Origin of the sequence: Lysinibacillus canaveralius, from assembly GCF_047301505.1 — a bacterium.
In the GTDB taxonomy this organism is placed as follows: domain Bacteria; phylum Bacillota; class Bacilli; order Bacillales_A; family Planococcaceae; genus Lysinibacillus_B.
In genome coordinates this window covers 3,684,372-3,705,580 of record NZ_CP154840.1, presented here as the reverse complement: position 1 = coordinate 3,705,580, position 21,209 = coordinate 3,684,372, and the positions used below count along the sequence as shown (strand labels likewise).

22 protein-coding genes are annotated in these 21,209 nt (G+C 42.2%); 18 read left to right on the top strand and 4 right to left on the bottom strand.

All coding sequences use genetic code 11. The annotated features are described in order from the left end of the window. Positions 1 to 215: 215 nt before the first annotated feature. On the bottom strand, positions 216 to 743 hold the full coding sequence (locus tag AA0Y26_RS18715) for a tryptophan transporter (protein WP_413363542.1): 528 nt from the start codon (positions 741 to 743) through the stop codon (positions 216 to 218). Positions 744 to 981: 238 nt separating this feature from the next. Beyond that, positions 982 to 1,395, bottom strand: coding sequence for an HIT family protein (locus AA0Y26_RS18710; RefSeq protein ID WP_413363541.1), 414 nt, complete (start codon positions 1,393 to 1,395; stop codon positions 982 to 984). A 101-nt stretch (positions 1,396 to 1,496) separates the two neighbouring features. Here AA0Y26_RS18710 and AA0Y26_RS18705 point away from each other — a divergent pair, with 101 nt between their 5' ends. Then, on the top strand, positions 1,497 to 2,237 hold the full coding sequence (locus AA0Y26_RS18705) for an ABC transporter ATP-binding protein (RefSeq protein ID WP_413363540.1): 741 nt from the start codon (positions 1,497 to 1,499) through the stop codon (positions 2,235 to 2,237). After that, positions 2,230 to 3,426, top strand: coding sequence for an ABC transporter permease (locus AA0Y26_RS18700; RefSeq protein ID WP_413363539.1), 1,197 nt, complete (start codon positions 2,230 to 2,232; stop codon positions 3,424 to 3,426). The genes AA0Y26_RS18705 and AA0Y26_RS18700 overlap by 8 nt, the downstream gene beginning before the upstream one ends. Before the next feature lie 182 nt (positions 3,427 to 3,608). Here the strand turns inward: AA0Y26_RS18700 and AA0Y26_RS18695 are convergent, their stop codons facing one another. After that, a complete protein-coding gene (locus AA0Y26_RS18695) occupies positions 3,609 to 4,115 on the bottom strand; it encodes an antibiotic biosynthesis monooxygenase family protein (RefSeq protein ID WP_413363538.1) in 507 nt (168 codons plus the stop codon). A gap of 88 nt (positions 4,116 to 4,203) precedes the next feature. Here AA0Y26_RS18695 and AA0Y26_RS18690 point away from each other — a divergent pair, with 88 nt between their 5' ends. The 8 genes from AA0Y26_RS18690 (at position 4,204) to AA0Y26_RS18655 (ending at position 12,041) form a co-directional block, all read left to right on the top strand. Continuing rightward, on the top strand, positions 4,204 to 4,425 hold the full coding sequence (locus AA0Y26_RS18690; RefSeq protein ID WP_413363537.1) for a hypothetical protein: 222 nt from the start codon (positions 4,204 to 4,206) through the stop codon (positions 4,423 to 4,425). A gap of 124 nt (positions 4,426 to 4,549) precedes the next feature. Next, the gene (gene hemE / locus AA0Y26_RS18685) at positions 4,550 to 5,602 is read left to right on the top strand and encodes a uroporphyrinogen decarboxylase (RefSeq protein ID WP_413363536.1); all 1,053 of its coding nucleotides are present in this window, start codon (positions 4,550 to 4,552) and stop codon (positions 5,600 to 5,602) included. A 222-nt stretch (positions 5,603 to 5,824) separates the two neighbouring features. Continuing rightward, positions 5,825 to 6,757, top strand: a complete 933-nt coding sequence (gene hemH, locus AA0Y26_RS18680; protein WP_413363535.1) for a ferrochelatase — start codon at positions 5,825 to 5,827, stop codon at positions 6,755 to 6,757. 11 nt (positions 6,758 to 6,768) lie between these two features. After that, positions 6,769 to 8,208, top strand: coding sequence for a protoporphyrinogen oxidase (hemY, locus tag AA0Y26_RS18675; RefSeq protein WP_413363534.1), 1,440 nt, complete (start codon positions 6,769 to 6,771; stop codon positions 8,206 to 8,208). A 307-nt stretch (positions 8,209 to 8,515) separates the two neighbouring features. Then, positions 8,516 to 9,472 carry a YncE family protein gene (locus tag AA0Y26_RS18670; protein WP_413363533.1) on the top strand — a complete coding sequence of 319 codons (957 nt, stop codon included), beginning with the start codon at positions 8,516 to 8,518 and terminating at the stop codon, positions 9,470 to 9,472. Next, entirely contained in the window at positions 9,469 to 10,161 is a 693-nt protein-coding gene (locus AA0Y26_RS18665; protein ID WP_413363532.1) for a response regulator transcription factor, read from the top strand. Before AA0Y26_RS18670 ends, AA0Y26_RS18665 begins: the two co-directional genes overlap by 4 nt. Continuing rightward, positions 10,158 to 11,543 carry a sensor histidine kinase gene (locus AA0Y26_RS18660; protein WP_413363531.1) on the top strand — a complete coding sequence of 462 codons (1,386 nt, stop codon included), beginning with the start codon at positions 10,158 to 10,160 and terminating at the stop codon, positions 11,541 to 11,543. Before AA0Y26_RS18665 ends, AA0Y26_RS18660 begins: the two co-directional genes overlap by 4 nt. Then, on the top strand, positions 11,544 to 12,041 hold the full coding sequence (locus AA0Y26_RS18655; RefSeq protein WP_413363530.1) for a FixH family protein: 498 nt from the start codon (positions 11,544 to 11,546) through the stop codon (positions 12,039 to 12,041). 399 nt (positions 12,042 to 12,440) lie between these two features. On the opposite strand, the gene yhfH is transcribed toward AA0Y26_RS18655, so the two are convergent. Next, positions 12,441 to 12,566 (bottom strand): protein YhfH, encoded by a 126-nt coding sequence (yhfH, locus tag AA0Y26_RS18650; RefSeq protein WP_081978034.1) that lies wholly within the window; start codon positions 12,564 to 12,566, stop codon positions 12,441 to 12,443. 140 nt (positions 12,567 to 12,706) lie between these two features. Here yhfH and AA0Y26_RS18645 point away from each other — a divergent pair, with 140 nt between their 5' ends. The 8 genes from AA0Y26_RS18645 (at position 12,707) to AA0Y26_RS18610 (ending at position 21,128) form a co-directional block, all read left to right on the top strand. Further along, on the top strand, positions 12,707 to 13,699 hold the full coding sequence (locus tag AA0Y26_RS18645; protein WP_413363529.1) for a lipoate--protein ligase: 993 nt from the start codon (positions 12,707 to 12,709) through the stop codon (positions 13,697 to 13,699). A 95-nt stretch (positions 13,700 to 13,794) separates the two neighbouring features. Beyond that, the gene (locus AA0Y26_RS18640; protein WP_413363528.1) at positions 13,795 to 14,499 is read left to right on the top strand and encodes a response regulator transcription factor; all 705 of its coding nucleotides are present in this window, start codon (positions 13,795 to 13,797) and stop codon (positions 14,497 to 14,499) included. Continuing rightward, positions 14,499 to 15,485 (top strand): sensor histidine kinase, encoded by a 987-nt coding sequence (locus tag AA0Y26_RS18635; protein ID WP_413363527.1) that lies wholly within the window; start codon positions 14,499 to 14,501, stop codon positions 15,483 to 15,485. The genes AA0Y26_RS18640 and AA0Y26_RS18635 overlap by 1 nt, the downstream gene beginning before the upstream one ends. A 10-nt stretch (positions 15,486 to 15,495) precedes the next feature. After that, on the top strand, positions 15,496 to 15,924 hold the full coding sequence (locus AA0Y26_RS18630; protein ID WP_413363526.1) for a hypothetical protein: 429 nt from the start codon (positions 15,496 to 15,498) through the stop codon (positions 15,922 to 15,924). A 10-nt stretch (positions 15,925 to 15,934) separates the two neighbouring features. Beyond that, positions 15,935 to 16,708 carry an ABC transporter ATP-binding protein gene (locus AA0Y26_RS18625; protein ID WP_413363525.1) on the top strand — a complete coding sequence of 258 codons (774 nt, stop codon included), beginning with the start codon at positions 15,935 to 15,937 and terminating at the stop codon, positions 16,706 to 16,708. Further along, positions 16,680 to 18,608 carry an FtsX-like permease family protein gene (locus tag AA0Y26_RS18620; protein WP_413363524.1) on the top strand — a complete coding sequence of 643 codons (1,929 nt, stop codon included), beginning with the start codon at positions 16,680 to 16,682 and terminating at the stop codon, positions 18,606 to 18,608. Before AA0Y26_RS18625 ends, AA0Y26_RS18620 begins: the two co-directional genes overlap by 29 nt. A gap of 149 nt (positions 18,609 to 18,757) precedes the next feature. Next, positions 18,758 to 20,311, top strand: coding sequence for a fatty acid--CoA ligase family protein (locus AA0Y26_RS18615; RefSeq protein WP_413363523.1), 1,554 nt, complete (start codon positions 18,758 to 18,760; stop codon positions 20,309 to 20,311). Positions 20,312 to 20,870: 559 nt separating this feature from the next. Then, on the top strand, positions 20,871 to 21,128 hold the full coding sequence (locus AA0Y26_RS18610; protein ID WP_413363522.1) for a (4Fe-4S)-binding protein: 258 nt from the start codon (positions 20,871 to 20,873) through the stop codon (positions 21,126 to 21,128). Positions 21,129 to 21,209 lie beyond the last annotated feature (81 nt).

The window sequence follows — 21,209 nt, the reverse complement described above, 5'->3', positions numbered from 1 at the left end:
GTCATCTCCTTTGTTAAATGTGAGTCTACAGTAGGTTTTTCAGTTTATTTCAGTATCTTTCCCACTCATATCCTTATTAAACCACGAAAAAGGAAATAACAAAATGAAAAAAAGCTGACCAAAAAGGACAGCTTCTTTTTCGCATGGTGCCTGCTGTAAAGGGAGAAAATCTCCTGATAGATTGTTATCAATACAGCAGGTATAAGGTATTTACGCTAGGCTTGTGATACAGAAGTTTTGAAATTTGAACGCTTAATGAGACCGATCATAATCGGATAGATGATCACAAAGGCAATCGCATTTAGAGCGACAGCAGGAAGTACTACTGTTGCAAACAGGACAGCAAAATCAATCGGGACTTCTGTTAATAGCAAGGCCATTAATAAAAATACGCTTCCTGATAAAATAGTGCCCAGTCCGACCAAAACGGTTGCAACCGCAATTTTCTGTGCGAAATGGCGAATCGCCGCCACGACAGCCAAAAACACGAAAGCTGTTACAAATTTATCGATTACATTTGGTACAAAGCCCCCTGGGAATGTAGAGAACAACCCTGAAATAATGCCAGTAGAAATTCCTAATAGGAAAGTTTCTTTAACAGAAGGGAATAATAGAATCCCTATGAACATCATCGTCAGCATGAAGTCGGGCTTCATACCCCCGCTGATTCCAGGAATCATTACATAAAGAGCTGCACCTACACCAACTAAAAGCGCCATCAAAACTAAATTTTTTGTATTCATTTTTCTCGTCTCCTCTAAACTTTTCTAGTCTCGGTTCTCCTAATGTGCTCTCATTGCCATTAGCGAAAACTTATATTGAATTTTACGACTGAATCTTCTAAAAATCAATTACTCTCATATTATTTCATAGAGTGGATGTAAAATTAAGAAGTAACACTCTATCATTATACATGAGGCATGGCAGGTAGATTTATGACTTGTCCCTCAAAGAAGAGAGGGACATCTGATAACATAAAAACTACAGGTTGGACTTAATAGCCTCCGCAAAGTTAGCCAATTCATCCATTTCAAATTTTTTGGATTCCCACCCGACTTTCAGGCCGTCTGTTTCATCATAACGTGGAATAAGATGCAGGTGATAGTGGAATACCGTCTGACCTGCAGCTGCGCCGTTATTGTTTACCGTGTTCATACCTACCGGATTGAACGCAAGCTTGATTGCCTTTGCGACTTTCGGAGCCGCTTTATAGAGGTTGGCCGCTATTTCCTCCGGCATTTCAAAAAGATCCGGACAGTGTGTTTTGGGAATCAGCAGTGTATGTCCCTTCGTTAATGGCATGATGTCCATAAAGGCGTATACATGTTCATCCTCATAAACTTTTGTACTGGGGATATCGCCATTAACAATTTTACAGAATAGGCAATCGCTCATCTTGAATCATCCTTTCCATCTATTTTCATCTATTTTAGCATATGCCGACTGAATGTTTTCTAACTTTTTGATAAACTAAGGACAAGAACAGGAGTGAAATAATGACAATTTTACAAGTATCGAATGTTTCCGGCGGCTACACACGGAAGCCCGTCATAAAAGATTTATCATTTACTATTGGAAAAGGAGAGCTTGTCGGGCTGATCGGGCTAAACGGTGCCGGTAAAAGTACGACAATCAAACACATTATCGGAACACTCTTACCGAGAGAAGGAGAAATACGCTTAAACGGTGTAACGTTGCAGGAAGATATGGATGCCTACCGCGGCAGCTTTTCTTATATCCCGGAGACACCAGTTTTATATGAAGAACTGACATTAAAGGAGCACTTGGCCTTAACAGCCATGGCGTATGGAATTGATGAAAGAACATTAGAAGAACGGTCGGAGAAGCTGCTGAAGGAATTCCGTATGGAAAAGCGGCTGAATTGGTTCCCGTCTCATTTTTCGAAAGGAATGCGTCAAAAAGTAATGATTATGTGTGCTTTTCTCGTAAATCCGAGCCTTTACATCATTGATGAACCATTTGTCGGTCTGGACCCGCTCGGCATTCAGTCGCTGCTTGATCAAATGGATGCAAAAAAACGAGAAGGGGCCTCTATTTTGATGTCCACCCATATTTTATCGACAGCAGAGAGGTATTGTGACCGCATTATTCTACTGCATGAAGGGCGCGTTCGTGCACAAGGGACGATGGATGATTTGCGTGCAAGCTTCAGGATGCCGAACGCAACGCTTGATGACCTGTATATCGAGATGACGAAGGAGCAGGCAGGTGAATAGCATGCACAGTATTTGGTCAAAGCGTTTCCTACATTATATAGGAGAAGTGCAAAAATATATGCGCTTCGTATTTACAGGTCATTTGGCAATCGTCTTTGTCTTTGCGGTCGGGGCGGCAGGCTATCAATATAGTGAATGGTTAAAAGCAGCGCCGAATGATTTTCCTGCTGAATGGCTGGTTGCCGTCATTATCGGAGGGATTTTATCCTTCAGTGCGCCTACGACGTTAATACGCGAGCCTGATCAGGTGTATTTGCTGCCCCTTGAAACGAAAATGCGCCTGTATTTTAAAAAAGCGCTGAACTGGACGTTCATTTCTCAAGTATTACTACCGGCAGTTGCTTATATTATTGCTGTTCCATTGCTGAATGCAGTGACAGATCTTTCTGCTGCTCAAGTATGGTCAGGATTATTGTTTGTCATCATCTTGAAGTACCTTAATATCCAAATAGAATTCAATTACCGTTATGGAAATCGCGGACAGCATGTATGGATCGACCGGGCGGCACGTCTTGTGATCTCTATTTTGACACTTCAGACTATATTAGAAAGCAGTCTATGGATGGGAGCACTTTTTGTCATCATCCTTCTCGCTTATAACATAGCGCTGATGAAGAGGGTGAAAGGACAGCCTGTACCATATGAGCATTTTGTAAAATTAGAACAAAATCGTATGATGCGCTTCTACCGGTTCGCCAATTACTTCACTGAGGTGCCACATCTTCGCGGGTCAGTCCGCCGAAGAGCCTGGCTTGACTTTCTGTATAGCTGGATTCCATTTAAAAAGGAAAAGACACAGCTATACCTTGTGTTCCGGACGTTTATACGTACAGATGACCATTTCTATCTCTGGGTGCGTTTGACAGCAATCTCTGCTTTAATTGGTGCATTCGTAGATATTCCAGTAGTAGCTTGGGTGGTAGCGGGAGCGTTGGCATTCGCGACAACGATTCAATTAAAGTATGCACTGCTTTCATCCGTAGAGTTCCGTATGGACATGTTATTCCCGGTGCGAAAGGAGCAGCGCCTGGAAGCTGTAGCGACGCTGCTGCGATTCTTCCTTATACTGCAGGCGGCGATAGTGGCGGTATGCAGTATAGGCCAGCCATTATTCCTTATCACGCCGGTAATTATCCTTGTTGTTACTGAACTGACATTATTATTGACAAAAAACCCTAGCGCCTCATAGCGCTAGGGTTTTTACATTTTTTTTAGTAGGTTTTACCCAGCCTGTCTTGAAAACGCTTGCCAGACAAGGCGCGCGGACGAGCGAAGACGCGAATAGAACCTAAGTTCATGAGTGTATGAGCGAAGCAAGCAACGCTGGATGAAAGCGATTATCAACAGGCTGACCTCATAGCGCCAGGGTTTTTAATCTGCAGGTGGAGCTGTATAAGTTGTTGTATAGGTTTTGGCATTGAATAAATTTTGTGTAGGAGAGCTTGATGAGTCAAGAAGAGCTGCAAGTTCACCTTGAAACTGGTTTGATTTTGTCCATGTGTCGAAAGAGGCTGGACCAGCCCATTGCGTTATGACTACATAAATTTCGGCCTTTATAGGGCGCAGTACCCGATAGGCAATGAGTGAAGGGTCATTTTTTAAAGGGGCGATGCTTCTAACAAGCTGCTCCTCGAACACCGGACGTGCTTCATCCATAACAGGTACATTTTGCATTGCCACAAATCCACGCTGCTCAAATGTCCCTGACCCATCGATGACTTCAAAGTTACGCGGTGTAGCAAAGACGCTTTTCTTCGTTGTTTCATGCATGACTACCGAGTTGCCGCCGCCATGCAGTAAAATCATATTTTCCTTCCCGTGCTTCTTCACTAGTTTTTCCATAAAATCAGGTGTCCCTGATGTTAAATAAAACTTCATAAAATTCCCCTCCCTTATGATATTTATTACCATTTAAAAGCTATTGAAACACGTTTGTCAAAAACGCGCCTTTAGAAAGAACAATTTTATGACATTTAGTCGAGAAAACTATACAATGAGCTTGGAACAGTTTATATTGATAACGGATATCAAAGGTTACAGAATTAACTTTTTTCAGCACAATTCTCCTGCTTCTATAGGCGGCTGGATGAATGCGGATGTAAGTTGCTTTTCACTGGGTGCCGAAACACCTACTGAAGCAAGTGAAAGCCTCCGGTGGATTCGGAAGGGAGGTCTTGGAGGGAAGTAAGCCATCGTCGCACCGTGCGGCAATGACTGACCCGCGTTCTGTGGGCCCAAGCAAAAAACCGAATCCCGACACAATTATGCCAAAGTATAATTGATTACATTTTTTGAGGGGAAGGTACTCTTTCATGAGAACAATTAACGATACATTGCTGCGCGCAGCACGTGGGGAGCAGACAGACCATACACCTGTTTGGTACATGCGCCAGGCGGGCCGTTCACAGCCAGAATATCGTGAGATCAAACAAAAATATTCACTGGAAGAAATTACGATGCAACCGGAGCTTTGTGCATATGTAACTCGTCTCCCAGTTGAGCAATATGATGTGGATGCAGCCATTCTTTACAAAGATATCGTAACACCGCTGCCAGGGATCGGTGTGGATGTAGCAATTAAGGCAGGTGTAGGCCCTGTCATTTCTAATCCAATCCGCTCTGCGGCAGATGTAGAAAAATTGGGCGAGTTCAATGCGAAAGAGCATACACCTTTTGTGTTAGAGACGATCAAAATCCTGACAGAAGAACAGTTGAATGTACCACTTATCGGTTTTGGCGGAGCACCTTTTACATTAGCCAGCTATATGATTGAAGGCGGTCCTTCTCGTAATTATGCAAAAACAAAGTCCTTTATGGTATCACAGCCTAAAGCTTGGTTTGCATTGATGGACAAGCTTGCCGATATGATTATTGCTGATATTTCTGCTCAGGTAGAAGCAGGAGCAAAAGCAATCCAGATTTTCGATTCTTGGGTTGGTGCACTGAATGTAGAAGATTATCGTATCTTCATTAAGCCGGTTATGACGCGTATCTTTGGCGAGCTTCGCAAATTAAACGTACCGTTAATCCAATTCGGTGTCGGGGCTTCTCACTTAGTGAATGAGTGGCATGACCTGCCGATTGATGTAGTGGGACTTGATTGGCGCATGCCGATTCGTGAAGCAGAAGCACGCGGCATCACAAAGCCAGTACAAGGAAACCTAGACCCGACATTATTATTGGCTGACTGGAATGTACTTGAAGCACGTGCGAAGGATATTATCGATCAAGGTATTGCTCATGAGGGTGGGCATATCTTCAACTTAGGTCATGGTGTATTCCCGGAAGTGGACCCGGCAGTACTGAAACGACTGACAGCGTTCATCCATGACTACAGCCGTGAAGCACGAGCGGAAAATAAATAATAAAACCAATCCTATTTGCTGAGTGCCGGCAGCTCGAACAGCATATCTGCTTATTTTATGTTTCGTATTTTAATATGTCTTAATGCGGGTAACATTGTCTGTATAGGCACCTTAACGGCGACAATGAGAGGAAGCCGGGCACTGTTAGGATTAAATAGATACTAGAGGGAGCGTAAATGGCCCCTCTTATGTGCACATAATAACTTTAGAGGTGAAAATTTCATGAAACCAGTACGCGGTTTATTAGTAATGGCATACGGAACGCCATATAAAGAGGAAGATATCGAACGCTATTATACACATATCCGTCACGGGCGCAAACCATCGCAGGAGCATATCGATGATTTGACAGAACGTTACCGTGCAATTGGCGGCATTTCTCCATTGGCAAAAATGACGAAAGCGCAGGCAGAAGCTTTATGTGCACGTTTGAATGAATTACAGGATGAAGTGGAATACAAATTATTTATTGGTCTTAAGCATATTGAGCCGTTTGTCGAAGATGCAGTAGAGGCGATGGTTAATGAAGGTATTCAAGAAGCCGTATCGATTGTACTGGCTCCTCACTTCTCGACGTTCTCCATCAAATCTTATAATGGACGTGCCCAAGCCCATATTGAAAAATTAGGAGCAGACCTGAAACTGACTTCTGTTGAGTCTTGGTATACACAGCCGAAGTTCATTGAGTTCTGGAAGCAGGCAGTAAATGGTGAATTGGCGAAAATGTCAGAAGAAGAGCGTGCCAATGCATGCTTAATCGTATCGAACCATTCCCTTCCAGAAAAAATTAAACTAGCTGGTGATCCATATGAAGAGCAATTGATCGAAACGGCGCGTTTCATTAAGGAAGCTTCTGATATTGAAAACGTGGAAGTGGGCTGGCAATCAGCTGGTCAAACACCAGAGCCATGGTTAGGACCGGATGTACAGGACTTAACACGCGATCTTCATGCAGAAAAAGGATACAAAGCATTTATTTATACACCAGTCGGCTTCGTAACAGAGCACTTGGAAGTTCTTTACGACAACGATATCGAGTGTAAAGTTGTTTGTGATGAAATTGGTGCTAGCTACTATCGTCCAACGATGCCGAATACAAATCCGTTATTCATTGATGCAATGGTAGATGCAATTAACGATAAATTAGCGAAATAATATAGAGAGTGATGATGAGGGTGACTTTAAAAAGACGAAAGGTAGTCATAATAGGCGGTGGCGTTACAGGCTTAACGGCGGCGTTTTATTTGCAGCAGGCTGCAAAAGAACAGCAATATCCATTAGATGTAGTAGTAGTGGAATCTTCCTTGCGAGTAGGCGGGAAAATCCAAACGATGCGGAAAGATGGATTTATTATCGAACGTGGACCGGAATCTTTTATCGATGATTCTGGCAGCGCCTGCCGTTTAGCGCATGACTTAGGGATTGCGAATAAGCTGGTATACAACAATCTCGGACAGACTTATGTAGCCGTCGGTAAGGAACTGTATCCCATCCCAGGCAGCCTGCTGCTGGGGGGACCGCCGAAAGTCTCCTCATTTATTGCTTCTGGTTTGATTTCTTTAACTGGTAAAATTCGTGCAGCGGGTGATTTAGTAATTCCACGTGCGGCTGAGGAACAAGATGAACCAATTGGTGATTTTTTCAGACGCCGTTTTGGTAAGGAAGTAGTAGAAAATTTAGTAGAACCGCTGATGGCGGGAACGTTTGCCGGTGATATTGATCATTTGAGCATTCAATCCATGTTCCCGGAGTTTTACCAGTTGGAGAAAGAACATCGAAGCTTGCTGCTTGGGATGAAAAAGAAAAAGGCTGACCGTCTGGCTATCGGTCATTTTTCTGAACAACCGCTTCAATATGGAACGTTTGAGAATGGGTTGGAGACACTGATCGAAACGTTAGAAGAACAGCTGGCACCGAGTACAGTATTGAAAGGTGTAAAAGTGGAAGCTATCGAAAAGCTAAATGATGGGTCTATGAAGATAGTGTTGAATAATATTTCGCCTATCCAAGCTGATGCAGTGATCATGACGACTCCCTTCAACGTAGCTAAATCTGTTTTTGAAAAGTACGAGGTCATGCAGCATCAGCCATTGATGAACTGCGCGACAATTGCTACAGTAACGATGGCATTCAAGCAGGACCAGCTTCCGAAATATAAGGATGCTTTAAACTTCTTTGTATCCCGTAATAGTGATTTGGCAATTACCTCCTGTACGTGGAGCAACCGCAAATGGGATGGGGTAGCCCCCGAAGGATATGATTTGCTGCGTGTTTATATAGGTCGCGTAGGGGATGAAGCCATTGTTGAATTATCTGACAGTGAGATCGAACGGACTGTTTTGGCGGATTTGCGTAAAGCGGTCGACTTGCAGGAAAATCCGTTATTCACAGTGGTGACTCGCTGGAAGCAGGCGATGCCTCAATATACAGTAGGTCATGATGAGCGAGTACAGCAAATGAAACAGGAATTATACGAAAAGTTTCCGGATGTCATGCTTGTCGGGAGTTCTTATGAGGGAATCAGTGTACCGGACTGTATTGAACAGGGACGGGAGGCTGCTGCCGGCATGCTGAAACGAATAGTAAAAAAAGAAACTGTGCAGTAATGATCTGCCCCGTAAAAGTTAGACACCAATCTAACTTTTACGGGGGTTTTTCGTGTTGTTTAGGAAGTGCTCCAAAAGCAGATAGAACGGCTCGTTGAAATGACAGGAATCTCATGCATTTGAGTATAAAAAATAGTTTATGAAAGTTTAAGGTTTATAAAATGAAAGACAACTTCAACCTATAAATCTTCCTTTGTAAAATGATTTGTACTATAGTTAGGAGCGGCAATTCTTGTTCACAATTTTACCGCGTTTACTTCATTGATATTTCACAATTATGGAGTACGATGAGGAAGGAGGGATTTATGTGAAGAATCAAATAGTTGTTCTATTGGCGTGCATTTTTTTGATGAGTGGCTGCAGTGGAGAGCGCTTTACAGAAATCAATCCCCATCAACCATTCGTAGCATCGGTGAACATTTTGCAGCCATCCCTTTCTTTTTTCGATTATGAGGGAAAGGAAATCACCACTTGGGATTTTGATGCCGCCTATACAGGTGCTGCACTCATTCAGCATGACCGTGTATTAATGTATGGCCATGATTTGACGGAGGCGCATCTATATGAGCTTTCTACAGGTAAACGTGTTGAAGTCATTGAATGCGGAGCTGGTACAACCAATGTATATTATGATGACCAAACAGAGCGCTTTTTCATGGCCAACAGTAAGACAAATACTGTGACAAGTTATGATTCACAGGCTGCCAAATTAAGTGAACAAAAACTATATAATTATCCGATGTCCATGACGGCACACAATGGACTTTTATATGTAGTGAACTATAAGGATACGATTTTGTCAGTATTAGATATTGATACTTTTCAGGTAGTAGATGAATGGGATATTGCCAAATCTTCCCATGGCATTGCGATCCTGGAAGAACAGCATGCTGTTTGGGTAGGCGGACATGGACAAGGCAATAGGCCCAATGAAACGATTGATGTCTATGATTTAGAAACAGGCGAAAGGCTAACGGAAATTAACATGCCGCTCATGCCGATAGGGATAACGGAAAAAGGCCAGGAAGTGGCTGTCATCAGTCACGGTAAAAGCACATTATACGTAGCAAATAGAGAGGGTGAAGTGTTATGGCACCAAAAAGTCGGAGCCAATCCGTTTGCGGCGGCCTATTTCGGAAAATGGATAGCCGTTGCAGGATATGACGATCAGACAATCTATTTTGTGAATGAGCAAGGCGTTGAAAAGAGAGTAAAAACAAAGGAAGGACCGTTCCAATTGCTTGCGAGGGAGGATATAAAATGACGACGGTGTTAATTGTTGAAGATGAATTGGATATGCGTAAACTGATTGAAGTGATGTTGACAAAATCAGGGTTCAAAATACTGACTGCTGCAAGCGGTCTTGAGGCATACGCCCTATTGGAGAAAGAGCAGGTAGATATCATTTTGCTCGATGTAATGATGCCAAAAGAGGACGGCTTCCAAGTATGTAGAAATATTCGTCTAACATCTAATGTCCCGATCATCTTTTTAACCGCACGCGATTCGAATGATGATAAGGTAAGAGGGTTGACCATTGGCGGTGATGATTATATTCTTAAGCCATTTACAGCAAGTGAGCTGGTCGCCCGTATCCATGCAGTACTGCGGCGGACAGGCCGATTGATATATGAAACAGAGCAGAAACTATTGGTCCGCGGCTGTATTAAGCTGGACGAAATTTCACGAAAAGTAACAGTCAATAATATGCAGATTCCATTAACATTAAAAGAATACGAACTGCTTTATTTATTTATGCAAAGTCCGGATAATGTGTATTCCCGTGAGCAGCTGCTAGAGAGAATCTGGGATATGGAATACAGCGGAGGTACAAGGACGGTCGATACACATATTAAAACGCTGCGTCTTAAATTAGGAAAACAGTCAAAGGAAGCAAGCGATTATATTCAGACAGTATGGGGCATTGGCTACCGCTTTGAGAAGGTCAAATGAGAACTTTTGCGGGTAAGATATGGACGTTAATTGTTAGTTTCCTTCTCATTACGATCGCTTTCATGTATTTATTCACCGATTTTCTGTATGAGCAGCTTTATGTAGAGGATACAGAGGCATCCATGATTGAGTTTGGCGGAAAACTTGCTACGAAATATAAAGGCGGAGCAGTTTCGGATGAATTAATTGCAGAAATAGAAGAGCATAACAACTACTCTATTTTTAATGTATTCGCTGTCCGCAATCCGAGAGAGCTCAGTGCATGTGTGCCATTTGATATCGACTACGAAACATTAATTGGACCAGACGAGCGCCGGCAGCTGCTTGAAGGAAATGCGGTCACGAAGATTGGCTACGAAGAGCGGTTCGAACGCCAGATCATTTCAGTCATCTTGCCATTTACGGATGAGAACCGGCTTGAAGGTATTTTGTACTTATACTATCCACTCGCAAAAATTAGTGAACTGGCGAGTAAAGAAGTGGTGCTCTTAATAGCAGGAGTTGTACTGTTTTCTATTTTAATAGGCTATTTAGTGTTCAAAGGGCTGAAGCGTATCATGTATCCGCTCCATGAGCTTCAGCAAGCTGTACGGCGAATGTCAACCGGTGATTATCGCGCAAGAGTAGGTGTGACATCTAACGATGAAGTTGGCCAGCTATCGGAGGCTTTTAACCATATGGCTGAGGCAATCCAGCGGGAAGATGAAGAAAGAAAGGTATTTTTGGCTACGGTTTCTCATGAACTGAGAACACCCATCAGCTATGTAAAAGGCTATAGTGAATCAATCCAGAATGGTTTTATTGAAGGGGAACAAAAGGACGAGGCAATTTGCCTGATTGCACGAGAGGCCAACCGGATGGAAAGGCTGACGAATGAACTGATGCAGCTTGTCCATATTGATACGGAAGAGACAGATAAAATGTATCCGATTGTATTAGCTGAAACACTGCGTGATTCAGCAGCACTTGTAAACACAAAGGCAGTTGAAAAAGAAATTGCTATTGTTGTTGAACTGAATGAAGAAATTATTATAGAAGCAGATGAAGAGAAAATGAGGCAGATCTTTATTAATTTACTTGAAAACGCTATTCGTTATTCTGATAGAGGGACAAGCATTTATTTGAATGCCATGATAGAAGACGAGTGGGCAGTGATTCAAGTAGAAGATAAAGGGATTGGTATACCGCAGGAAGATTTACCTCGGATTCTTGAACGTTTCTATAGAGTCAATAAGGCACGCAGCAGAGCAGATGGCGGCAGTGGGCTTGGCCTTTCTATCGTTGATAAACTCGTTCAGCAGCATCGTGGTACACTGCATATAGCAAGTGAATTAGGAAAAGGAACGATAGTGACAGTAAGACTACCATTAATGGAGGAATAGATGATGAAGAGATTGTGGATGGCAATGGCGGCAGCAGCAGCTCTTGTAGCAGGCTGTACGGAAAAAGAAACGGTAGATACGATCGATAATGGTGAAATGCCAGTAGAAGTAGTAGTGGAAGTACTGACTCCTATGGAAGTAGCAGTAAATGAAGAAATTGCATTGGAAGCGAAAGTGACTCAAGGTGACAAAGCTGTGGATGATGCAACGGTGGAGTTTGAAGTATGGGAGTCTGGTCTTCGTGATGAAGGAGAAATGATTGAAGGCGAGCTATCCGCAGACGGTGTATATACGACGGACTATACGTTTGAAAAAGAGGGTGTTTACTATATGTATGCCCATACAACGGCTGGCGCTTATCATGTCATGCCAAAACACGAGTTCATCGTAGGTAACCCTGATATGAGTAAAGTGCTGGAGGATGACAGCTCAAGCTCGATGGATCATATGAAAGAGGATGAAAATCCAGAGGAAGAAAAATCAGAAGGGCATCATTAATTGGTGTAAGTATTCCATGATTTTATGCTGAAAATGTATTGTATGAAAGCAATCCGTCCTATCGTTTCCTATAGAAAGAGAATGGTATGAAAACTGCTTGACGATTGTAAATATAGATGGCATATGGTCATGATACGGTTTATCTCCTGTGTACGCTTATACAAACAAAAGTATTCAAAGCTGATGGAATCATAAAAGAAAAAGTGTATTAGTACAGCACTGTACTAATACACTTTTTTAATGGATGTTAGAAGGCGAACCATTTTCTAATAACCTGGAATCAAAAAGAAAAAACGTCCGGGTATTGAGCGGACCCGGACGTCTAATGGATGTGTAAGCAATAACTTTATAGTGTTATAGAATCATAAAGTGAAGCGTCAATCAGCAATATACTGTGAATTAAAGAGTGTTGCATTTCTCACAATTGTTGCTGTAGCATTCGCTTTGTTCCTCAATCTTATCACCGCATTGAACACAAACTTTGTCGGGTAGGTTTTTGAAAAATTCAACTACATTTTCTAACATTGTGGATAGCCTCCTTTTCATCATCTGTTATATTACTGTTTTGATTGTATTCATTGTATTATAACAGTTTATGTTCGTCAACACAAAAGTGTGAATTTAGGTTAAAATATTTATGTACATTTTGTGAAGGAGTGAAATAGATGTATTTCATCGATAATAAAGGCATTACCGATCCACGCATCAACCTGGCAATTGAAGAGTATGTGCTGAAGCATATGGATATTGAAAAAGACGATTTTCTTCTCTTTTATATAAACCAACCATCCATCATCATCGGCAAAAACCAAAACACTATTGAAGAAATTAATACGGATTATGTGGAAGAGAACGGTGTGATTGTCGTTCGTCGTCTTTCGGGGGGAGGAGCTGTATATCATGACCTCGGAAACTTAAATTTCAGCTTCCTGACAAAGGATGACGGGAACAGCTTCCATAACTATAAAAAGTTCACTCAGCCTGTGGTGGATGCATTAGCGAAGCTTGGCGTTAATGCTGAATTGTCCGGTCGTAATGACATTTTAGCGGAAGGGCGCAAAGTCTCCGGGAATGCCCAATTCGCTACAAAGGGACGCATGTTTTCGCATGGAACCCTGATGTTCGATACAGAAATTGATGCGGTTGTATCAGCATTAAAGGTGAAAAAGGACAAGATTGAATCAAAGGGAATTAAGTCTGTCCGTTCCCGTGTGGCCAATATTTCTGAATTCCTGAAGGAACCGATGACAGTTGAAGAATTCCGTATGGAAATTTTGAGATCTATTTTCGGCGGAGAGGAACATATCCAGTATTACGAGCTGACGGAACAAGATTGGGAAAATATCCATAAGCTGTCCGAGGAACGTTATCAGAAGTGGGAATGGAACTATGGCAAATCACCGCGCTTTAATATTCAAAAACAGCACAGATTCCCGTCAGGCAGCATCGATATCCGTCTGGAAGTAAACAAGGGGATGATTGAAGAGGCAACAATTTTCGGTGACTTCTTTGGAGTGGGCGATGTGGCTGAAGTACAGGAGCTGCTTGTTGGAACAAAGTATGAACGTGCAGCAATCAGCGAAGTGCTTTCTCCAATAGACATTCCAAAATACTTTGGCGGCGTAACAAAAGACGAATTTTTACAATTAATTTATTAATTATGGCAGATGACCTTCCTAAAGTTTTTGAGGAGGGTCATTTTTTCATGTAAAATAAAGGAGTAGTTATTTTTAAGGAGTAAAGAGGTGACAAAATGGAAAAACACCGTATTTATATAGTGGAGGACGATATGAAAATCGCCTCGTTGCTTGCAGAAACTTTACGTAAATATCAGTATGAAGTCGCAATCGTCGAAAATTTCGAAGCAATTATAGAAGAGTGTAAACGGTTTGACCCCCATATCGTACTATTAGATATCAATCTGCCTACATACGATGGCTACTATTGGTGCAGGCAGTTACGACAGCAGACCAAGTGCCCGATTTTATTCATTTCAGCTCGTTCGGGTGAAATGGACCAGATTTTTGCTTTAGAAAATGGCGGTGATGACTTTATCACAAAACCATTTAATTACGAGATTGTTCTAGCAAAGATTCGCAGCCATCTGCGGCGTACGTATGGTGAGTATGCACCAAAGCAAGGGGAGCGGACGATCAAGCAGGGGCAGCTGACATTACATTTAGAGCGAATGGAGCTTCACTTAAAGGATATGGTCATCCCCCTTCAGAAAAAAGAGTGCATCATCCTGGATTTACTAATGGGCAATGCACCGAAAGTCGTTTCACGGGATCAGCTGCTCGAACAACTTTGGGATGATCAAGCCTTTGTAGATGAAAATACGTTAAATGTGAATATGACGCGTGTACGAAAGAAATTAGCGGATTATGGAATTGTCTCTTGTATTGAAACCGTACGAGGTGCCGGCTATCGCTTTATTTTAAGCGCGGAGGAAATGTAATGGGAGCGGGATTGAAGATATTTATTACTGAACATTTATCCTATGTCATTTTTCAAGTGTTTCTCGTATTGTTCATTTTAATGCTGTATTGGCTAGAAGGCTTTCGCAACTTTGAAACGGCCCTCTATTCAATTGTGATGAGCCTTGTATTGATTGTTTCTTTTCTTACGATAAGGTACATGCTGAGAAGACGCTATTTAAAAAAAATTGCCGAGCTTCCAAGGCAGATGGATGATGCACTTCAGAAGAATGCAAAAACAATCGAATATTACCAGACAGAAGAGTACATGCATGAATTGTACAAATTGTACCAATATGAGGTGCAGGCGCTCTATGCCCGGCAGACAAGACAGTACAAGTTTACAAATCAGTGGATTCATCAAATGAAGACCCCTGTATCTGTATTGGAGCTGCTTCTTCAAGAGGATGAGCTTGATAAACGCAGCGTGCAGGAAGAAGTGGAGCGGCTGAAGAGGGGCCTTGAGATGGTTTTAATGAATGCACGGCTTGAAAATTTCCAAGAGGATCTCCAGGTCGAGCAGGTGAACTTAAAGCAGCTTGTCACGTCTACTATTAATGAAAATAAACGTTTATTTATTACGAATCGTGTGTTCCCTGAAGTTGAAATGGAAGAAGATACGCTCGTTATGAGTGACTCGAAATGGCTGAAGTTTGTTGTCATGCAGTTTATTACAAACGCTGTGAAATACACATTTGAGGAAAATAAGAAAATTTTCATCAAGGTTATAAAGCAGGGGGATAGTGTTGTGCTTTGTGTAGCTGATCAAGGAATCGGTATCCCAAAATCTGACCTGTCTCGTGTCACAAAGCCATTTTTCACAGGGGAAAATGGCCGTAAAACCGGAGAATCGACAGGTATGGGGCTTTATATCGCACAGGAGATATGTACAAAATTAGGTCACGAACTCATTATCGAGTCTGAGGTGGGTGCCGGTACGACAGTTAAAATAATTTTTCAACACTAGGGGGATGCAAGTGGAACATGTACAGGTAGGGGAATGGAAATTATTCGTTGATGTCCCAAAAACAAAGGCATTGTATGCGCAGATGAACTATCAGAATGAAGCCATGCCGTGGCTGAATTATATACAGGTGAGCAGCTTTGCAGATATAGAAGTGCAGGCCTTTTTCGATTTGCTCGGTATTGATATGCTCAAACCAAGCGACCTATCCTATCATGCAGTGGAGGACGGCACGATGATGATGTATACAGGAAGCTATCATCTGTACGGGAAACACCTTGAAGGAGAGCTGGATGGATGGGATATTGTGGCGGGAGACTATTGCTTTTCCATGACGCAGGAAATGGAAGCAGTGCCTGATGGGATGACCGGAGAGATAGTAGAAATTAGCTTTGAGGCAGTACTTCCATGGATCCTCGAGCTGCCGATTTCATCTAGGTAAAGGAGATACTATGTCAATATTAAACATCAATGAAGTAACAAAAGTATACGAAGGAAAAGTAACGACGAGGGCTTTGAATCAACTAAGCTTCGAAGTAAACGAGGGTGAATTTCTAGCAGTAATGGGACCGTCAGGCAGCGGAAAGACGACGCTGCTTAATTTAATCTCGATGATTGATACGCCTACTACAGGGGAGATTATTTTTAATGGGATGCGCCCACAAAGCCTTAATAGTACGGAGCTGGCGTACTTTCGCAGACGTGAGCTGGGGTTTATCTTTCAGGATTTCAATTTGCTGCCGATGCTGACAGTAGAGGAGAATATTATTCTTCCATTGACGTTGGATGAAAAACCTGTCGCCATGATGGAGGAACGTCTTGCAGCACTAGCGGATAAACTTGATTTGCAAAATATATTAGAAAAACGGCCGAATGAGATTTCAGGAGGACAGGCTCAGCGTACAGCGATTGCGCGTGCCCTGATTCATGAACCATCTCTTATATTAGCTGATGAACCGACAGGCAACCTAGATTCGAACGCCTCTCGTGAGGTACTGGAGCTGTTATCAAAAATGAATAGGGAAAAGAATGCGACTATTGTTATGGTAACGCATGATCCGATTGCCGCCAGCTATTGTGACCGCGTGTTATTTATTAAAGATGGAGAATTTTTTAACGAAGTTTATAGAGATGACCGCAGACAGGCATTTTTCCAGCGGATTTTAAACGTACTTAGCTTATTAGGAGGACAAGTTGGTGACTTTTCGTCAATTCGCTTACCGTAATGTCTTTCGTAACTTTCGAAATTATGCTGCTTTTTTCATGGCCAGTTTCTTCTCTGTCTTCGTATTTTTCCTCTATTCCATGCTTGTGTTCCATCCGGAAATGGAAAGTGGATTCATTGGAGAGGTCTCCATCGTCGGGATGGTTATTGCAGAAATCATTCTCGTATTGTTTTCTTGGTTCTTTATTTTTTATTCGATGAAAGCCTTTTTAGAGGCACGTTCGAAAGAGTTTGCTATCCTCCTGCATTTGGGCATGGAGAGGCGTCAGCTCAATAAGCTTGTGTTTCTGGAGACAATGATTATTGGTTTGCTTTCTAGTATGAGCGGCATTCTTTTCGGCTTTGCTTTTTCGAAATTTTTCTTTATGGTGATCCGTGAAATTTTAGGGCTTGAAGATTTGCCATTGTATGTTTCGTGGGCCCCGTTCCTATTAACCTTTTCCGTTTTTATGGGTGCATTTGTCATTATTTCATTCGGCAGTGTCATGTATAGGCCAGATCCGAAGCTGAACGATTTATTAAAGAGGCAGTCTATGGACGTTTCAGACCAGTATTCCAAGCGCCGCGCTTTTTTAGGAATTGTACTTATTTTAGTCGGCTATATGCTGGCGCTTATTACATCAAAGACAACTTTATTTACCTTTACATTGCTTATCCCGATTTTTGTGGCGTTCGGTACATTTTATTTCTTTACGGACTCGGTCTTTCTGCTATTAGATTTATTGAAACGCCAAAAGTCGTTTTACTGGCACAAAGCACGTATGCTGTCAGTTGCAGAACAACTGTACACAATGCGTCAAAATGCAAAAATGTTCTTTGTGGTGGCCATCGTTTCGATGCTGGCTATGCTCTGTGTGGTGCTTCTTGCTGCTCTTTCCTCCTACACTGCCCAGTACGACAAATTGAATCCTTTGGGCATTGTTTACAAAGGACATGTGGATAACCCTTATGAAACAGAACATGTATTGAGTATTATATCGGAGCTTGAAGAACAGGGATTTTCTTACCATATCACACGGTTCGAGGTTATTAAACAGACCTCTTTGGCAACATCGAATGAAGTGGAAATATTCAGGGAGACAGATATTAACCGGATGCTGTTTTCCTATGGCTTGCCGCTTATAAGAATGAACCCGGGAGAGGGAATGTTCATTCCTTATTCAGATGAATCCATAAAAAACTTGGAGGATGTTACTGTAGAGACAGTGCTGACGGAGAATAATTTACCAATCACAATTGATCGTGTATATCCTGAAATTATCTTCCCTACATCCATTGTTAGCCGGAATTCCATCATCATCAGTGACGAGGATTTTGAACGTTTAGTAAACCCGTTGGCAGTCGAGGGTGAGCCGCCAGCCTATCACTTATTTGCATTCGACATTCCTCACTGGATAGAAGCGAAGGATATTGGACTGGACATTCAGCATATTGTATCGCATGAATATGTCACAAACTCTGTCTATTCATTACCTTTTTACTTTGAGAATACAGGGTTAAATTATTCTTATATATTAGCTACGTATTCGCTGTTTACGGTTGTAGGAGTGCTTGTTGTAGTGGTTTTCCTGTTAGCGGCAGGAAGCTTTATCTATTTCAAGCTATATGCAAATCTAGAAAGGGAGCGCCAGCAATTTATTGTCCTTAAACGGATGGGACTGACAGATCTAGAGCAGAAGCGTCTTATTACAAGGCACCTTGCCCCGCAGTTTTTCCTGCCATGGGGAGTGGCGCTGCTTCATAGCACATTTGCATTTATTGCCCTGCAGTCTGTATTGAAGGATATTGTTAACCTCATTATTGTAAAAGAAATCATCATTGCATTTTGTCTGTTTGCGATAGTGCAAGTTGTCTACTTTTACATGATCCGCTGGCGTTATATTGCCCATCTCAAAGATTGAATGATAGTGAATAAAGTAGAAAAAAACGTTATTTTTTAACAAGAAAGACGAATGAAATACAAATCCTCTATTGTTTTATTAATATATTTATTTTATAATATTAGGAAAATGAATGGAAATTCATTTGCGCACAAAGGGGGATGGATGTATTGAATTTAGTTGAACAAATACGACAACAAGCTTTCGAACAACCAGAAAAGATTGCGTACTATTTTATGGGGAAAGGCACGAGCTATGCTGAGTTAGAGCATACAGTAGGACGTTTTGCTGCGACGCTGCAGGATATGGGGGTAAAGAAGGGAGATCATGTAGCGTTGCTGCTTGGCAATACACCTCATTTTATCATTTCTTTATATGCAACGATGAGGCTGGGAGCGACTGCCATTCCGATTAATCCGATTTATACGCCGGATGAAATTTCATACATCATTCAAAATGGGGATGTAAAAGCGGTTATTGCACTCGACATGTTATTGCCGCTTGTAGAAATGGGTATGAAAGCGCTTCCGCAGGTAGAAGCGTACATTATTTGTGAAACAACACCGGATATAGGGGAGAAATATGCTGCATTAAGTGATGCAGCGAAACAGAAGGCGAAGCTATTCACACATGTATTGGCGGGGACGGCTGCATCCATCGAACCGGCTGCAGTACATACAGATGATACGGCTGTTATTTTATATACTTCCGGGACAACGGGCCATCCAAAAGGCGCTATGCTAACGCATGGCAATCTTTATTCAAATGCCAGAGATGTAGGTAATTACCTGCAAATAGCTGGAGAAGACCGAGTAATTACAACGTTACCTGTATTCCATGTATTTGCGCTCACAGTAGTCGTAAATGCACCGCTGATGAAGGGCGCTACGCTTTTATTGGCACCACGTTTCAGCCCAGGTGAAATATTCAAACTGGCAGATGAGTATAAGGCAACAGTCTTTGCAGGTGTACCGACGATGTTCAACTTCCTCTATCAATTCGAGGAGGGAGATCCGAAAGTATTTTCCCATCTCCGCCTGGCAATTTCAGGGGGTGCTTCTTTACCAGTTGCATTGCTTCATAATTTCGAAGAAAAATTCAATGTACGGGTTTCGGAAGGATATGGTCTGTCAGAGGCATCTCCAGTTACATGTTTCAATCCATTAGATCGGGAGCGAAAGGCTGGATCAATCGGACAATCAATCATCAATGTTGAAAATAGGGTTGTGGATGTAAATGGCGAAGAAGTCCCTGTCGGTGAAGTTGGGGAACTCATTGTTCGAGGGCCGAACGTCATGAAGGGCTACTATAAAATGCCTGAAGAAACAGCTATGGCGATCCGTGATGGCTGGCTCTACACAGGAGACCTTGCACGAAAGGATGAGGAGGACTACTTCTTTATCGTCGATCGTAAAAAAGATATGATTATTGTAGGGGGCTACAATGTCTATCCGCGTGAAGTGGAAGAAGTGCTGTTTACACATCCAAATGTTATTGAAGCAGCAGTAGTAGGATTCCCGGACCCTGATTTTGGCGAAGCGGTACATGCCTATGTTGTATTAAAGGATAAAACGATGGCACCAGACGAGCTGAAGCATTATTGTGCAGAGCACATCGTAAAATATAAAGTGCCGAAGACAATTGAAGTTTTAGACGAGCTGCCGAAAAATTCAACAGGTAAAATTCTGCGCCGTTCTTTAAAAGACGCGCTGCCGGCAAAATAGAATGATAAATAAGAAGTCAGTGCTTTCATAGCGCTGGCTTTTCGTTTTTTTTTTTTGGTAATTTCATAAAATGGAGGTTTACCCAGCCTGTCTTGAACACGCTTGCCAGACAAGGCGCGCCGACGAGCGAAGACGCGAATAGAACCTAAGTTCATGAGGGTACGAGCGAGGCAAGCAACACTGGATGAGAGCGTTTGTCAACAGGCTGAAGTCAGTGCTTCCATAGCGCTGGCTTTTCGTTTTTTTTTTGGTAATTTCATAAAATGGAGGTTTACCCAGCCTGTCTTGAAAACGCTTGCCAGACAAGGCGCGCCGACGAGCGAAGACGCGAATAGAACCTAAGTTCATGAGGGTACGAGCGAGGCAAGCAACGCTGGATGAGAGCGTTTGTCAACAGGCTGGAGTCAGTGCTTCCATAGCGCTGGCTTTTTTGCGGTTAAAGAGAGCAAGCTATACCTCTCATCAAGACTAGTGTCCTCTCTGTCTTAAATTAGATGTGTTTTCATAAGTATAAAAGTTCCTTTTTCAGGGGTATAGTCAAAAAAGAGGAGCTGATTTTATGGACGAAAAAAAATTGCTGGAAGAGGGATATCGCAAATATTACGGCAAGGATATCGATGTATTCTTTAAAAAAGAGCTATGCATCCATGCTCAAAATTGTATAAACAGTAATCCAGCGGTGTTTAATGTAGACCGCCGCCCGTGGGTACTGCCTGATGGGGATAAAGTGGAGGATGTAATGCGGGCTGTTAATTCATGCCGAGTAGGGGCGCTGCAATATATTTTACATGAAACAAAGGAAAACGATAAGGAATAGATAAACCGGTGTTAGCTAGGAGCTAATGCCGATTTTTTGTTGGAAAGTGATGAAATGAAGGTGCTCTTACATAAGTTGAAA

What these genes read in the sequence shown, in the direction of transcription:
- AA0Y26_RS18715 (WP_413363542.1), bottom strand. Translation starts at nt 743, where the DNA reads ATGAATACAAAAAATTTAGTTTTGATGGCGCTTTTAGTTGGTGTAGGT.
- AA0Y26_RS18710 (WP_413363541.1), bottom strand. Translation starts at nt 1,395, where the DNA reads ATGAGCGATTGCCTATTCTGTAAAATTGTTAATGGCGATATCCCCAGT.
- AA0Y26_RS18705 (WP_413363540.1), top strand. Translation starts at nt 1,497, where the DNA reads ATGACAATTTTACAAGTATCGAATGTTTCCGGCGGCTACACACGGAAG.
- AA0Y26_RS18695 (WP_413363538.1), bottom strand. Translation starts at nt 4,115, where the DNA reads ATGAAGTTTTATTTAACATCAGGGACACCTGATTTTATGGAAAAACTA.
- AA0Y26_RS18690 (WP_413363537.1), top strand. Translation starts at nt 4,204, where the DNA reads ATGACATTTAGTCGAGAAAACTATACAATGAGCTTGGAACAGTTTATA.
- hemE (WP_413363536.1), top strand. Translation starts at nt 4,550, where the DNA reads ATGAGAACAATTAACGATACATTGCTGCGCGCAGCACGTGGGGAGCAG.
- hemH (WP_413363535.1), top strand. Translation starts at nt 5,825, where the DNA reads ATGAAACCAGTACGCGGTTTATTAGTAATGGCATACGGAACGCCATAT.
- hemY (WP_413363534.1), top strand. Translation starts at nt 6,769, where the DNA reads ATGATGAGGGTGACTTTAAAAAGACGAAAGGTAGTCATAATAGGCGGT.
- AA0Y26_RS18665 (WP_413363532.1), top strand. Translation starts at nt 9,469, where the DNA reads ATGACGACGGTGTTAATTGTTGAAGATGAATTGGATATGCGTAAACTG.
- AA0Y26_RS18660 (WP_413363531.1), top strand. Translation starts at nt 10,158, where the DNA reads ATGAGAACTTTTGCGGGTAAGATATGGACGTTAATTGTTAGTTTCCTT.
- AA0Y26_RS18655 (WP_413363530.1), top strand. Translation starts at nt 11,544, where the DNA reads ATGATGAAGAGATTGTGGATGGCAATGGCGGCAGCAGCAGCTCTTGTA.
- yhfH (WP_081978034.1), bottom strand. Translation starts at nt 12,566, where the DNA reads ATGTTAGAAAATGTAGTTGAATTTTTCAAAAACCTACCCGACAAAGTT.
- AA0Y26_RS18645 (WP_413363529.1), top strand. Translation starts at nt 12,707, where the DNA reads ATGTATTTCATCGATAATAAAGGCATTACCGATCCACGCATCAACCTG.
- AA0Y26_RS18640 (WP_413363528.1), top strand. Translation starts at nt 13,795, where the DNA reads ATGGAAAAACACCGTATTTATATAGTGGAGGACGATATGAAAATCGCC.
- AA0Y26_RS18635 (WP_413363527.1), top strand. Translation starts at nt 14,499, where the DNA reads ATGGGAGCGGGATTGAAGATATTTATTACTGAACATTTATCCTATGTC.
- AA0Y26_RS18625 (WP_413363525.1), top strand. Translation starts at nt 15,935, where the DNA reads ATGTCAATATTAAACATCAATGAAGTAACAAAAGTATACGAAGGAAAA.
- AA0Y26_RS18610 (WP_413363522.1), top strand. Translation starts at nt 20,871, where the DNA reads ATGGACGAAAAAAAATTGCTGGAAGAGGGATATCGCAAATATTACGGC.